The organism is Ekhidna sp., assembly GCF_039940915.1.
In the GTDB taxonomy this organism is placed as follows: domain Bacteria; phylum Bacteroidota; class Bacteroidia; order Cytophagales; family Cyclobacteriaceae; genus Ekhidna.
This window is the reverse complement of record NZ_JBDVFO010000003.1, coordinates 198446-212762: the sequence shown is the minus strand read 5'-3', so window position 1 is coordinate 212762 and position 14317 is coordinate 198446. Positions and strand designations below refer to the sequence as shown.

The window sequence follows — 14317 nt, the reverse complement described above, 5'->3', positions numbered from 1 at the left end:
TTATTTATTCATTATCTCTTCGATCTCTTCTGCTTCGATTGGAATATTCTTCATCAGGTTGATGTGCCCGTTTTCTGTTATGACGATATCATCTTCGAGGCGGCACCCAATATTCTCTTCTGGAATGTAAATCCCTGGCTCAACTGTAAAGGCCATCCCTGGTTCAAAAACTTTGTATATAGATGCTATATCATGGACATCTAAGCCTATGTGATGTGACGTGCCATGCATGAAATATTTCTTGTAAGCCGGCCAATCCGGGTTTTCATTTTTGATATCTGTTTTATCTATCAAACCTAGATTCAATAACTCCTCCTCCATCAGCTTACCTACTTCCGCATGGTATTCCGGTATTCTGTTGCCAGGCTTGAGCATTTCTGTTGCCCCATTTTTCACTCTTAATACTGCATCATATACTTTACGTTGACGGTCGGTAAACTTCCCACTAACTGGAATCGTGCGTGTCATATCGGAATTGTAGTTGGCATATTCAGCACCTACGTCCATCAACAAAACATCTCCATCCTCCAATGCTTGATTGTTTTCTATGTAGTGAAGTACACACGAACTCCCACCTCCACCGATAATAGGTGTATAAGCAAATCCCTTGGACCTGTTTCTTACAAACTCATGCAAATACTCCGCTTCAATCTCATACTCCATCACACCTGGTTTTACAAAATCTAAAACCCTCCTAAACCCTTTTTCTGTGATGTCGCAAGCTGCCTGGATGATATCCACTTCAAACTGAGACTTAATGCATCTCAAATCCTGAAGAATGGGGAAAAGCCGTTCATACTGATAGAGTGGGTATAATGCACGGCATTCTTTGACAAATCGAGCGTTTCGTGTTTCTACCTCGCTTGCATTTCGGATATGTTCATTACTATCCAGATAGATGTGATCACACTCCGCCAATATGGTATAAAAGATCTTTTCAAATTCTGAGGTCCATTTTACATTCTTGATACCTGAAATAGCAGTTCCTTCCTCTTTGGTGAGCTTATGTCCTTCCCAAACTGCGATTTCTTCGTTTGTCTCTCTTACAAACAAGATTTCCCTCATTTTTTCGTCTGGGAAATTAGGTGCAATCAATACAATGGACTCCTCTTGATCCGCGCCAGTAAGCCACAGCATATTTGCATTTTGTACAAACTTCATTGTTCCATCCGCATTCGTAGGCATTATATCGTTGGAGTGAACAATAGCTACAGAGCGTGGCTTCATGCGTTTTGCAAGCTTGTCACGATTCTGAATAAATAGTTGGTTGTCAATTGGATCGTATCGCATGGGTTATCTTAGTTCTGATTTTAAAAAAATCGATATTCATGAGGTGGCTAAAATTAGCATTTCTTTTTCTCTCCATACCGCTATCTGCTCAGCAATTAGGCTTTGCGCTGGAGCAAATCAACGGACAAGCGATCATTGATGCCGGACTTACCGGAAAGGGCGTGAAGATTGGGATTATTGATGGAGGGTTTCTCAAAGCTAACAAGACAGAATCACTTCAAAAGTTGTTTAAAAGTGGTCAAGTGGCGGGATATCGGGATTATCTGGATCCTGATGCTGAGGAATTTACGGGTAGCGCTGCTTTTGATGATGTCCATGGGACGGAAGTATGGGAGCTCATAGGTGGCTACAATGAAAAAAAGCGAGTGCAATATGGGCTCGCAACGGGAGCTACTTATTATCTGGCTCGAACCGACCATGGTGGATATGAGCGTAGGCAAGAAGAAAAATACGCCATTGAAGCAATGGAGTGGATGGCAAGAGAAGGTGTTCGGATCATTAACATCTCATTGGGTTACAATTTCGGATTCAATGATAAGCGTGAAAATTATTCGCGCAATCAAATGGATGGCAAAAGCACCATTTTGACTCAAGCCATAGATCGTATTTCAAAAGCGCATGGAATTTTGTTTGTAGTAGCTGCTGGAAACGACGGCAATAAAAAGTGGGAAATAGTAGGCACCCCTGGGGATGCTGAAAATGCATTAACTGTAGGTGCAACAAAGATTAAGGTGTGGGATGCGATGGGTTATAGTTCTAAAGGCCCTGACTGGCTCGATTACGTGAAACCAGAAATCTCCTGCTATTCGTCGCTCGGCACTTCTTTTTCTGCACCAATAATAACTGGACTTGCAGCCTGTCTTCTTGAAAAGGATCCGTCCTTAACTAGGATTGAACTTAAGAAAATAATTATGGATGCCGGAAACCTAATGTCTCCAAATAATTATATCGGCTATGGTGTGCCTAATAGCAAAAGAGCATTAGAATTAATTATAAAGCCTGAAGGTATTTTCTTTGGTCCTGAAATTGGTACCACAGGAAAGTCCATTAGTGTTGAGTTAGATGCCCCTTCAATATATGTAGCGGTCTACCACAAAGAAGGCTGGAAGGTTCTTAAGAAAGAAATTATACGGACGGATAAAACCAAAGTAAAAATCAAACAAAAAGAAGGCGCTGACACAAGCACAGTGATTTGGGAAGGTGGAAGTTTGGAAGTGGTATGGGAAGATTAATTTTTTAATTACTCCGTCACTTCAATCTCGATGGTTTTGGACCGATATTTTGTTACAATTCTTCCCCCAACGCTTGTCAAATCTGGGGGATATGTTAGCTGTCCACGCTGGAGATACGCAGGCCAAGTACCTGATGTAAGTCCTGCCATGTCCTCACTCTTTAACACTAAATCGGCAGTGCCCTCTTCTTCTAAAACCAGGCCAGCAAAATTATTCTGCTCAGGCACACCTATTAAAAACTCTATAAATTCCCTCTCGACCAGCGGCTCTCCCGTCCAGCTTATCACTAAGCCATTACTTTTTGAAAAGCTTGAAATCGCCTGAGAAAAATCTACGGATTGGTATTCTACCAATGAACTTGTGTACACTTTTCCTTCTGAACTAGTATATACAATATCCCCTGATGTTATTAATCCTGCATATTCTTTAGAATACAAAACCTTGCTTTCATCGTAAGTTAGCTCCTCACCTCTAAAAGTTATGGATTCATTTTTTTCAAGTGTAATGTTACTACCAAAGACATCCGTTTTTTTAAACTCTGCCGTAATGATTGTACTATTCAAATCACTGTCATAGAAGACCAGGTAATCCAGAAAATTGGTATTTGTGTCAAAGTCCGGTCCGTCATCAGATGTGCATGAAATCATCAGCACAGATGAGAAAATGGAAATGTACAAGGTTCTTAAGATTGGTGATTTCATTGTGTTAAATTCAACTGCAAAATTACCTCATCAAATGACTCAAATCAAAGAGGTAATGCCATCAGTTGACTAACTTTTTGATCATGATTAAACTCGCCAACACCTCATTCCCAACGTGAATATCATCTCCATCTCCGATACATTCAAATCCAAGTTTCTTATAAAATCGTTGAGCCCGTATATTGAGCTTGGAGACACTTAACCATACATGAGATTTACTTTCCTTCTTCACACTCCGAAATACTTCGTCCATCATTTTATGCGCAAGGCCAGTCCCATACGCCGATGGAAGCAAATATAAATGCTTCAGTTCTGCGGTATCTAGCCCTTCATTCAATGAGCATCTACGATAATTGACAATAGCTATTCCAACTGTTTGCTGATTTCGATTGGCCTTTAAGCAAAAAAAATGCTCACTCGAAAGCATTTTATTGGCCTCCTCTATGGTGTAACTAGCTGAAAAGTATGCTTGAATGTTTTCTGCTGAATGGACATCTGAATAAGCCGCTAGAAAGCTTTCCCTCCAGAATTGAACTAGCTGTGTCGAAAAGTTATTATCCGCAATTTCAAATTCGATCATGGACGTTGTGATGATTTTTCAAAAAAAGAAAGAAATATTCAATTCTCTAGTGTCCATTTTCAATCTTTTTCTTCGTCTCTAGTGAAATATTTAACTTAACAAAAGACAACTTTAAGACTATGAAAAAGTATTTATATGTATTCCGAGGCGGCGATTCAGGTTTTGCAGATCAATCACCTGAGCAAATGCAAGCCCACATGCAGCGTTGGGGAGAATGGATGGCCAAAGTAAAAGCAGAAGGATATCCACTTCAGCAAGAAGGAAAAGTGGTAGGCCCAGGTGGTGAAATTGTCACGGATGGACCGTTCACTGAAGGAAAAGAAATCGTAGGGGGCTACGTGCACCTGGATGCCAATGATCTGGATCATGCGGTTGAACTTTCCAAAGACTGCCCGATTTTCGAATTTGGTGGAACCACCGAAGTAAGAGAGATTATCACCGACATGGGTGTTTGATCAATTTCTTTAAATTGTCATCCTGAGTGAAACGAGGATCTAACTTCCAATGTAAAAAAGATCCTTCACTGCGTTCAGGATGACATCTAATTGCTAGTTCATTCAATGCAAACATCACAGCTCGTAGATCACTTCTTTCGAACAGAATATGGTAAGGCCGTATCGCATCTTACCAGCAAGTTTGGTGCGTCCCACCTTGAGCTTGCTGAGGACAGTGTACAAGAGGCATTGATTAAGGCCATGCAAACCTGGCCCTACGCCCAAATCCCTGACAACCCAACCGGATGGATTTTTCGTGTGGCTAAAAACAAAATGATCGATCAGCTTAGGAGGAATCAAAAAACGAATAATCAAGAAGTACCGGAACTAGCAGAAGAAATGAATGAAGACCTATCGCTGGAATCCATCAATGATGACATGATACGGATGATGTTTGCGTGCTGCCATCCTTCGTTGAGTCAGGAGTATCAAATCATTCTTACGCTTAAAATTTTGGGGGGATTGTCTATTCGTGAAATCTCCAGTTCATTACTCAAGAAGGAAGAGACTGTGGCCAAGGCATACACTCGAGCAAAAAAGAAATTCAAGAAAGACGAAATAAAGCTACTCCTTCCACCAGCTCATGAGATCGAGAACCGCCTGGACATGGTGCTTAAGATCATCTATTTGCTTTTCAATGAGGGATACAAGTCCGCTGAGGGGGAGAATCTCATTCGTGAAGAGCTTTGCGAAGATGCTATCCGCTTGAATCAGGTATTGTTGCAAAGTGAAATATGCAATACACCCGCAGCAAATGCGCTTATCGCCCTTATGTATTTCCATACTTCGCGATTTTCTGCTCGCACAGACCAAGAAGGGAATCCGATCTCGTTGGAAGATCAAGATCGGTCGAAATGGGATCAAGAATTGATTCAGCTAGGTTTAACATCCCTCAATCATGCTTCTGAGGAAGGCGCTATCAACGAATACCTCATTCAAGCGGCCATTAGTGCCACCCATTGTCGTGCCGAAACTTTCGAAGATACCGATTGGGAAAACATTCTTGCGCTTTATGATCTTCAGCTGCAAATAACTCCCAGTCCAATTGTGGAGTTGAACAGAGTCGTTGCTCTTGAGAAGGTTCACGGTTCACTACTCGGAGTAAAGGAGATCGAACGTTTGGAAACAACCCAATTCTTTGATGAGTACTATCTTTTTTATGCCATAAAAAGCGAAATGCTACATAAGCTGGGCAATAATGATGAAGCAATACAAGCGCTTCATAAAGCCATTGATCTGACGAAAAATGAAAAGGAGAAGAGCTATTTGAGAATGAAATTTTCGAAAATTAAGTAATCGACAACCTATTCTCTTTTTAAGCAGAAGCTGGTGCAGTTGACATAATTCATCCATCTAGCTGATCCGTATCACTAAAAACAATCCCTTACTTCATATCTTGCACCAAAGTTAAGAACCATGAAAAAGCTAGCAATAATTTTCACGATCCTTATGCTCTCCGGATGTGCTGTCACAGTAAAAACGTATCAAAAACCGGAGCACTCATTCGAGGCGTACAAAACCTGGTGCTGGATGAAAGGCTGTGAAGTCACTTATCAAGGACCCGACTACCTGTACGATCAAAAAGTAGCAGACGAAATCGCTAATGCAGTAGCTTACAATATGTATCAGAAGGGATTTGAACAGAGCGATGACTCCTCAGATTTGGTCGTCAACTTTTTCATGATTGTAAAAGAAGATTCCGCAGAAATAGCGGATACGTATGATGGATTTATGCCTGAAATTGGATGGATGGATCAAGCATACCCAACCTATGAAAGATTTTTGAAAGGGAGCTTAATCATAGATATAATCGATCGAAAAAAATCTGAAATCGTCTGGAGGTCAAATGCTGTTCGGTATATGGAATTAAACCCTGTTTATGATAAGACTGAGATTTGGGCAGCTGTTGAAAAAGCGATGAAGAAGCTGCCAGAAGTCGCTGTGCCTAAATAGTCTCAATACTTTAATCGCACAGCACATTACTAGCAAGTAAAGCCTACCTTTGCGCTCCAATGAGCAAGAAGGAATACGAGCTGATCGAGTTACCGAATGGCATTCGGATCATCCATAAAGAGGTAAATCACACTAAAATCGCCCACGTGGGCATCATGCTGGACATGGGTAGTCGTGATGAATCTCCAGAGGAACAGGGACTTGCGCATTTTCTGGAACACATGGCCTTCAAAGGCACCTCAAAGCGAAGTTCTTATCACATCATCAATCGGTTAGAATCCCTGGGCGGTGAGTTAAATGCCTATACTACCAAGGAAAAGATCTGCTTCTACGCCTCTTTACTAGATATTCATTTAGATAAGGCTGTGGAGCTTTTATGTGACATCACATTCAATTCTACATTTCCAGAAAAGCAGATAGAAAAGGAACGAAGTGTCATATTGGAGGAGATGAGTATGTATCGGGATACCCCTGAAGATTCCATTCAGGACGAATTTGATGAGCTACTTTTTCCAAATCATCCACTGGGGCGAAATATTCTTGGAACCGAACAAACCGTTAAATCTTTTCAAAAAGGTGATTTTAGATCTTTTCTGAACAGGAATCTGAATACGGAGAAGATCATCCTTTCCAGCGTAGGAAATTACTCAGCTAAGAAAATCCAACGGCTTGCCACAAAATATCTGAAAGACATCCCACATAAAAATCATACGCCTGACCGGAGTTGGTTTTCCGGCTATACACCAGACAGGAAAGAAATTAAGAAATCCATCACGCAAGCGCATTTTGCCATGGGCATGCCTTCTTTAAGTATCAAGGATCCAAACCGCATACCGTTTTTTTTCTTGGTCAACCTTCTAGGAGGTCCGAGCATGAGCTCTCGTTTGAATCTCAGCTTGAGGGAAAAGCACGGTTTGGTTTATGGGGTGGATGCCAGTTATGCTCCTTACTTAGAAGTAGGACAGTTTGCTGTTTATTTTGCAACCGATCCTAAAAATCTCAAGAAGAGCCAACGGATCATCTTACGGGAAATAGAGGCAATGAAAACCAAACCTTTGGGAAACATGCAACTGCATAAGGCCAAAAATCAAATCAAAGGGCAGATGGCGCTTTCGGAGGAAAACAAAAATGCCATCATGCTGATGATGGCCAAAAGCCAGCTAGACCTCAACAAGGTACCTGACATCAACAGTGTTTTTGAAAAAATCGACAACATTACATCTGGTCAAATCCAAGAACTGGCCACAAGTTATTTACCATCCGATCAGATGAGTGCCTTGACATATCTGCCGGAATAATACTTATCTTTACGTACATGGAATTTCTAGCAGACGATCTTCAGAAATATGTGGAAGATCACTCCGAGCCTGAATCTGATTTGCTACAGCAGATCAACAGGGAAACGCACCTCCATGTATTGAAACCTCGAATGCTTTCGGGTCACCTCCAAGGGCGAGTTTTGTCCATGCTCTCACATATGATCAAGCCAAAAAATATTCTTGAGATAGGAACCTATACAGGATATGCAGCACTCTGTCTGGCTGAAGGTATGCAAGCAGATGGTCAGCTTATCACCATTGACAATAATGAAGAACTCTCCGTACGTGCAAAGCAGTATTTCGAAAAATCAGATTTTGCACATCAAATAAACATGCATGTGGGAAATGCCATGGAGGTGATCCCAAGTTTAGATGCACGATGGGATCTTGTTTTTATTGATGCTGACAAGGAGAACTACTCCAATTATTTTGATCTAATAATTGATAAGGTAAATACTGGAGGATTTATCATTGCTGATAATGTGCTTTGGAGTGGCAAAGTGTTTGATACAAGCAAGCATGACAAGGCTACCGAATCCATTCGCGACTTCAATCTTAAAATGCATACGGATTCAAGAGTACAGAACGTTTTATTTCCGATCCGTGACGGACTGATGATATTAAGAAAAATATGAGAAAGGATTCTAGTTATAAGTTACAAGTTACAAGTTGGCTAGCGTGTTTGCTTATAAGCCTAACTACACTTGGCCAGACAGTTCCTAAGGAGATGACCATTGGCGATGTGCACCTGACCATCAATGAATCTGCTCGCAGGCAAATTCAAGAAGAAGTAGATCGACTCACAAAAAGCCAGACTTACTATGGCATCATTGTCGATCGAATGAATCTGTATTTTCCTTACATTGAAAGAGAACATAAAAAAGCCAGAATTCCAGATGAAATTAAGTTTCTAGCTATCCAAGAAAGTGCCCTAATCTCTGATGCTGTTTCATCAGCCAATGCCGTTGGTTTCTGGCAATTCAAAGATTTTACAGGAAGGGAAGTTGGACTAGTTGTAGATCGTAAAGTAGATGAGCGGCTAAATATCGTTTCCGCTTCTCGCGGTTCCGGCAAATATTTCAACTCAAACAATTTCTACTTTGACAATTGGGCCTATGCGGTGATTGCATACCAGGCAGGTGCCGGAGGAGCGAAAAAGCATACAGACAAATCGAACTACGGAAAGAAAAAACTGACTATAACAACAAACACCTATTGGTATCTAAAAAAATTCATCGCTAATGTAGTAGCTTTTACCCCATCCGTTGGTCTCCCACACTCAGAAGGTATCTGGCTGGAGGAAATCACCAATGCCGGAGGAAAAACACTTGAGCAAATCGCCCGGCAAGAAAAAGTAGATGTTGAGGAACTTAAGAAATACAATAAATGGCTGATGCGTGGATCTGTTCCTACAGATAAAACTTACTCGGTAATGGTGCCGAAAAAGGGCACTCCTCCTAAAAAATTGGTTGCGGAGAATTCGGCGAAAAAGAATAAAATCTCAGCACCCAAATCCAAAATCTACCCAACCGAACTAACGCCAGGGATCACTGAAGCAAACAAGTCAACTATCATCCCGCTGAATGGCGTTCCATCGATTTTAGCGAGAGACACAGACGATGTTCACAGCATATCGGCAAGAGCCGGCATTGCAGAGAAGAAGTTCAGGAAATACAATGACATGAGTGACGCTGATAAAGTCATTTCGAATGAATTTTATTACATCAAAAGCAAAAAAGGAAAGGCCAAAGTCGGATTTCATGTAGCTAAATCGAATGAGACACTTTGGGAAATCTCTCAGCAATACGGCATCAAATTGAGCAAATTGGCGAGTAGAAACCGGATGAGTATCATTGACGAGCTTAAGCCAGGAAGAGTGCTTTGGATGGACAAAACCAGACCTTCCAGCGAGCCCATCGCCTACCATGAACTCACTGATCCAATCATCACCAAACCTGTCGCCAAGCCAACAGCCAGCACAAATCCAGTCGAGGATGAGGTATTTACTCAAGAAACAGCTGATGAAGAAGTCATCGATGATGATATGCCTTCTATTGAAGTCCCTCAAGTAGATATGAAAGAGGAACGATTACGCAAAGTCAAAATTCACACGGTGGCTTCAGGAGAATCTCTGTGGGGAATCGCACAGCATTATGAAGTAAAAATGGATGACTTGTTACGTTGGAATGAGCTTCCTGATCCGGACGCCTTAAAGGTGGGACAAAACATTCAAGTGAAAGCACCAATCGAGGAAGCCTCTGTCGACAAAAACATCATCACTCACACCGTACAGCCGGGCGAAACCCTGTATGCTATTTCACGAAAGTATGACATGACCGTCGATGAGGTAATGGATCTCAACGAGATGAAAACCTTTGACCTCAATGTTGGGCAAGACTTGAAGGTTTATGGGGAGTAAGAATTTAGAATTTTAATAAGTCTATCGACTAATTGAAACAGAAGAGCGTATTGGTATAGCGCCACACCTGGCTAATAATCAAAATCTAATCCCATGCGATCCTTCAGGTCTTTTAAATCAGGATTTTGCTTGACCATGTAGTCGAAAATATCTGTACTGGTATACAGTTTTTTCTCTTCCTTCATTTCCGCGATTTCTGTTCGGATAACCACGTGATCATTTTTTAGCTCAGTTCTGAAGTATTGTACGAGCTCAGTATCGAACTTCTCCAAAAAGCTAACCTCCAGTTGACTCCCCAGCATGATGATGACACTGTGATTATCGCCTTTCTTAACCGACTTACTTAACACCAATCTTTCGGTATCTCCAGCATTTGTTTTTTGCTCAGCAAATCCTTTCCAGACGGTTTGTAAATCTTCCTCCGAAAACTCCGCGGCTTGCTTCTCTGCCAGTGGTGATGCCTCGTCAGATTCTTCTTTGGATTTCTTCTTCCCAAATATGCTAGGTGTCTCCTTTGGTTTACCTGAAGTTGAAGGCTTCAAGACAGGGCTTGCTCTGGGCTTGGATGGTTCAATCGGGGTTTCCACCTCATTCGCCAATCCCGCCGGTTCTTCCATGGGTGGAGGTGGAGCATCATCGTGAATAGGACCCACTTCCTGTTTAGGTTCTTCTTTAGGAGCTACTGGAATTTCTTCGGGAATCTTTTGAGGTGTTTCCTCCTCTTTTTCTGCAGGTTGTTTGCCCTCTTCTACGTCGTTATGTGGTCTTTTTTTTTTGCCCCATTGTCGGTGGAGCTAAGTGTAAGGGCGCTGGTAAGATGCGCCAGCTTCATGAGGCAAAGCTCTACATGTAGGCGTTGATTTTTGCTCTGTTTGAAGTTGAGCTCAAACTGATTGGAAATATTCAAAGCAGACAACAGAAAAGAAGGACTACACTTGGCGGCCTGTTCTCCATATTTGGCCTTTAAATTATCGGTAACTTCTAAAAGTGTGATGGTCTGTCCATCTTTTGAGATCAGCAGGTTTCGCAGATGCTGCTGAAAACCATTGAGGAAGTTATTTCCATCAAATCCATTCCGTAGAATTTCATCAAACAGGATCAATGCTCCAGACATATTTTGAGCGAGCAGATCATCTACAAGCTTGAAATAATAGTCATAGTCGAGAATATGGAGATTCTTGATTGTGTCCTGATATGTAATCTTTCCATCTGACGAAAATGTAGTGATCAGATCGAAAATGGAAAGTGCATCTCGCAAGGCTCCATCCGCTTTTTGGGCTATCAGATGAAGTGCTTCATTCTCAGCATCTACCTTTTCACTTGAAGCGATCTTCTCGAGCTGCTTTACAATATCGCCTACTTCTATACGATTGAAATCGTAAATCTGGCACCTGGATAGAATGGTAGGAATCACTTTATGCTTTTCTGTAGTGGCCAAAATAAAAATGGCGTACTCGGGCGGCTCTTCCAGCGTCTTCAAAAAAGCATTGAAAGCTTGTGTGGAGAGCATGTGAACCTCATCTATGATGTATACTTTGTACTTTCCTTGCTGAGGTGGGTATCTCACCTGATCTATCAGGTTTCGAATGTCTTCTACTGAGTTATTGGATGCAGCATCCAGCTCAAAAATGTTGAAGTTGGAAGTACCCTCAAGCCCTTCATTCTCAAATCCATTGATGGTTTTTGCCAGGATTCGCGCACAGGTGGTCTTCCCTACTCCTCTGGGGCCGCAAAATAATAATGCCTGCCCGAGGTGATTGGAATTGATGGCGTTTTCTAATGTGGTCGTGATGTGCTCCTGCCCCACTACCTCCTCGAAACCGAGGGGTCTATACTTACGTGCCGATACCACAAAGTTTTCCATCTGGGGAGCAAGATAGTATCCTAAAAGCTTACTTAAAAGCTTACTTAAATCTTAACAAAAAAAACCGTTGAGTTTTTAGTCCTTTGTGTCCAAAAAGAAGCATTTCGGAATCATTGAGTTGTGTACAGAGTGCAGGTCTAACTTTTGTTTCCACATCACCTCTATCGAACAGGGCATCCCTCACCAGATTCCCTTCATTATCGATTCTGGCAATCATTACCATTGTCGTACTATTCTTTTGCATGGGTGCCACCCGTCCCACTCCATTGTAATCTACATTCAGCGAGTTGTCGTTAAATATCAGATACATGTTATCCTCATTATAAGCTGCCGAATAGGATGAGAACGCTGCTCCATCATTTACCGTGTGCTGGTTTTTCGCCACACGTATGGTGTTGGTGAATTCTCCCTCGGGGTTGATGTTGAGCATCATCATATCATCAAAATCGAAGTGAGTCGTTGTGATTGTTCCGTTTTGGGTGTAGGATGTCAATGTATAAATGTGCCGTTGTTCTGCAATGATCTTGGTACTCCCGTCATCACCAAGAATAAATTCATCAATGAAGAAAAAAGGAAGCTCAACATCTTTTCCTTTGTCTAGTTTCTTCTTTATTCTTTTCGCCTTTGCTTCTGTCATATTCTGCAATAGAAAATCTGATTCGAAATCGACGAAAGAGCTCTTTAAAACTTCCCTGTTTTCTGGATTCATCCGTAAATAGTATGCTCCTCCTACCATTAAGGTGCCCTGATCGGAGTAGAATCCTGCACTGATTACATCTCCATTCTCTGCAATATCAATTTGCATATCCTTCAAATATTTACCTTCAGACTCGATCTTGAAAGAATCGATAGCACCAGTGTTGTCAAAACTTAGCAGCAGGTAGTCGTAGTTTATTTCCCCATCTACTTTAGTCCTTCTTTTATCATAAAACCGCTTGGCCAGGATGTGTAAAATCCCATTTTTATCCAGGCGGTGCGTTGTTAAGTCTAGCAACTTATTGGTGTATGGCAGCTCAAAACGCTGCGTCCATATTTCTTCCAACGAACGATTGAAGACATGGACGCCAATAGCTTCATTCTCTTTACCCTTTTTAGGTAGCGTATAAACCAACGCCAAGTGCGAGGAATCTTTCGAAAAATGAACCGCCATTCTTGCCGTGTATGCCGAACGACCTTCCTCCTTGATCTCTGCGATCAATCTTGGTTCTTCCAATTCCCAGGCTTCTTTGTTGATTTTTTGGAGGTAAATCTTCTTACTCGACATGGTGGTTGACCTGGTGATTTGATAAAGTTCTTTGTCAAGCATGAATAAATGACCAGAATACGCTCTTTCTCCTCCGATTGAAGATGTCAGGATCAATTCTTTATCCAATGCCAAGTCGAATCCGAATTTTGAAAGTGAGACTTCTCCTGAACCAATCTTTCCTTTGGCATAGGCCATATAGAAACCTGTTTGATCATATCCAACAAAGTCAACTGGCACGGATCTTTTGGCTACTTTGAAAAATGGCCCAGATACAATTTCGTAATCTTTTAGTTTGGGCTGCCCTACTGCAATAATTGCAAATAGCAGCGAAAGAATGGTGAGTTTTATCCTTAGCATCGCTTCTGATTTTCAGCTAAGTTAAACGACTCAATTGATTGAGCATATCCTTACCGCTGGCTGATCTCCGTTTGAAAAGAAGATCAGTAAATGATAACTGGATAGACTTTGCGTAAGATTCGAAAAACTCAAAGGTATTGGATGCACTTAAGTCTAGAGGAACAATAGTCAATCATCAGCCGCAACAATTGTACAGCTACTTCAAAAAACTTTGATTCTTTGTTGATCAATTCCAAACCATCCCAGACAATTGGGCGTCTAATCTTATACCTTTGCCTTTTGAATTCCGAAAAGGACATTGTTTGAGTATCGGAATTTAGCTTTTGTTCTTTGTTTTAATGGGGTCGACCGGAATCGACAGGAAGTGCAAAGCATACGCTAGCATGCTGGGTGGGGAGTGTACATCCATGATAAATGCGCTCAAAATTGTAATTGGCGAGTCTAACTACGCTATGGCAGCATAATCTCGAACTAATAGTAGAGGTTACTAAGGGTTGAGCCATATAGGTTCCCCCTGTCACATCCTACCTTGCTTTTATCCTTAGGGCGAGGAATTGGGGTGTCGAACATAAGGATTAGCTCAAGGCAGTGTTGCGGGTCATGAGTGAAATAAAGTAACTGGTTTTTCAGGTAGGTAGTTATTCGCCAGCCTGAGATTCGAGATTAAAAGAATAACTAAGCATGTAGAAGGTTTATGGTTTCCTTAGCTGGACGAGGGTTCGAATCCCTCCGACTCCACTTTAAAAGCTGCCTAGTGCAGCTTTTTTTATTGAACATTATGGATGGGAACCCGAGTGGGGGTTCGAAAGCGAAGCTTCACGAGGGCTTGTGGGCATGGAGCGGGTATGAGTAATCCCTCCGA

General features: G+C 41.7%; 13 protein-coding genes and 1 other RNA gene. 8 read left to right on the top strand and 6 right to left on the bottom strand.

Annotated features, from left to right (window positions below; translation table 11 throughout):
- Positions 1-1290: an aminopeptidase P family protein gene (locus ABJF57_RS15855; RefSeq protein WP_462232307.1), complete on the bottom strand. Its 1290-nt coding sequence runs from the start codon at positions 1288-1290 to the stop codon at positions 1-3.
- Between the two features lie 38 nt (positions 1291-1328).
- Here ABJF57_RS15855 and ABJF57_RS15850 point away from each other — a divergent pair, with 38 nt between their 5' ends.
- Entirely contained in the window at positions 1329-2522 is a 1194-nt protein-coding gene (locus tag ABJF57_RS15850) for a S8 family serine peptidase (protein WP_462232306.1), read from the top strand.
- 8 nt (positions 2523-2530) lie between these two features.
- Here the strand turns inward: ABJF57_RS15850 and ABJF57_RS15845 are convergent, their stop codons facing one another.
- Together ABJF57_RS15845 and ABJF57_RS15840 are read right to left on the bottom strand one after the other, a co-directional pair.
- Positions 2531-3223, bottom strand: coding sequence for a hypothetical protein (locus tag ABJF57_RS15845; RefSeq protein WP_462232305.1), 693 nt, complete (start codon positions 3221-3223; stop codon positions 2531-2533).
- A 61-nt stretch (positions 3224-3284) separates the two neighbouring features.
- Complete coding sequence (locus ABJF57_RS15840; protein ID WP_462232304.1) at positions 3285-3803, bottom strand: GNAT family N-acetyltransferase; 519 nt, start codon at positions 3801-3803, stop codon at positions 3285-3287.
- Between the two features lie 119 nt (positions 3804-3922).
- Here ABJF57_RS15840 and ABJF57_RS15835 point away from each other — a divergent pair, with 119 nt between their 5' ends.
- The 6 genes from ABJF57_RS15835 (at position 3923) to ABJF57_RS15810 (ending at position 9988) form a co-directional block, all read left to right on the top strand.
- Positions 3923-4258 (top strand): YciI family protein, encoded by a 336-nt coding sequence (locus ABJF57_RS15835; RefSeq protein ID WP_462232303.1) that lies wholly within the window; start codon positions 3923-3925, stop codon positions 4256-4258.
- Positions 4259-4363: 105 nt separating this feature from the next.
- Entirely contained in the window at positions 4364-5593 is a 1230-nt protein-coding gene (locus ABJF57_RS15830) for an RNA polymerase sigma factor (protein ID WP_462232302.1), read from the top strand.
- 120 nt (positions 5594-5713) lie between these two features.
- On the top strand, positions 5714-6250 hold the full coding sequence (locus ABJF57_RS15825; RefSeq protein ID WP_462232301.1) for a DUF4136 domain-containing protein: 537 nt from the start codon (positions 5714-5716) through the stop codon (positions 6248-6250).
- Between the two features lie 59 nt (positions 6251-6309).
- Entirely contained in the window at positions 6310-7548 is a 1239-nt protein-coding gene (locus ABJF57_RS15820) for a M16 family metallopeptidase (protein WP_462232300.1), read from the top strand.
- Between the two features lie 17 nt (positions 7549-7565).
- On the top strand, positions 7566-8204 hold the full coding sequence (locus ABJF57_RS15815; RefSeq protein WP_462232299.1) for an O-methyltransferase: 639 nt from the start codon (positions 7566-7568) through the stop codon (positions 8202-8204).
- The gene (locus ABJF57_RS15810) at positions 8201-9988 is read left to right on the top strand and encodes a lytic transglycosylase domain-containing protein (protein ID WP_462232298.1); all 1788 of its coding nucleotides are present in this window, start codon (positions 8201-8203) and stop codon (positions 9986-9988) included. The genes ABJF57_RS15815 and ABJF57_RS15810 overlap by 4 nt, the downstream gene beginning before the upstream one ends.
- 71 nt (positions 9989-10059) lie before the next feature.
- Here the strand turns inward: ABJF57_RS15810 and ABJF57_RS15805 are convergent, their stop codons facing one another.
- The 3 genes from ABJF57_RS15805 to ABJF57_RS15795 form a co-directional block, all read right to left on the bottom strand.
- Positions 10060-10641, bottom strand: a complete 582-nt coding sequence (locus tag ABJF57_RS15805) for a hypothetical protein (RefSeq protein WP_462232297.1) — start codon at positions 10639-10641, stop codon at positions 10060-10062.
- 95 nt (positions 10642-10736) lie between these two features.
- Positions 10737-11852 (bottom strand): DNA polymerase III subunit gamma/tau, encoded by a 1116-nt coding sequence (dnaX, locus tag ABJF57_RS15800; protein ID WP_462232296.1) that lies wholly within the window; start codon positions 11850-11852, stop codon positions 10737-10739.
- A gap of 40 nt (positions 11853-11892) precedes the next feature.
- A complete protein-coding gene (locus ABJF57_RS15795) occupies positions 11893-13455 on the bottom strand; it encodes a hypothetical protein (RefSeq protein ID WP_462232295.1) in 1563 nt (520 codons plus the stop codon).
- A gap of 340 nt (positions 13456-13795) precedes the next feature.
- On the opposite strand from ABJF57_RS15795, the gene ssrA reads away from it, so the two are divergent.
- Positions 13796-14196: a transfer-messenger RNA gene (gene ssrA, locus ABJF57_RS15790) on the top strand.
- Positions 14197-14317 lie beyond the last annotated feature (121 nt).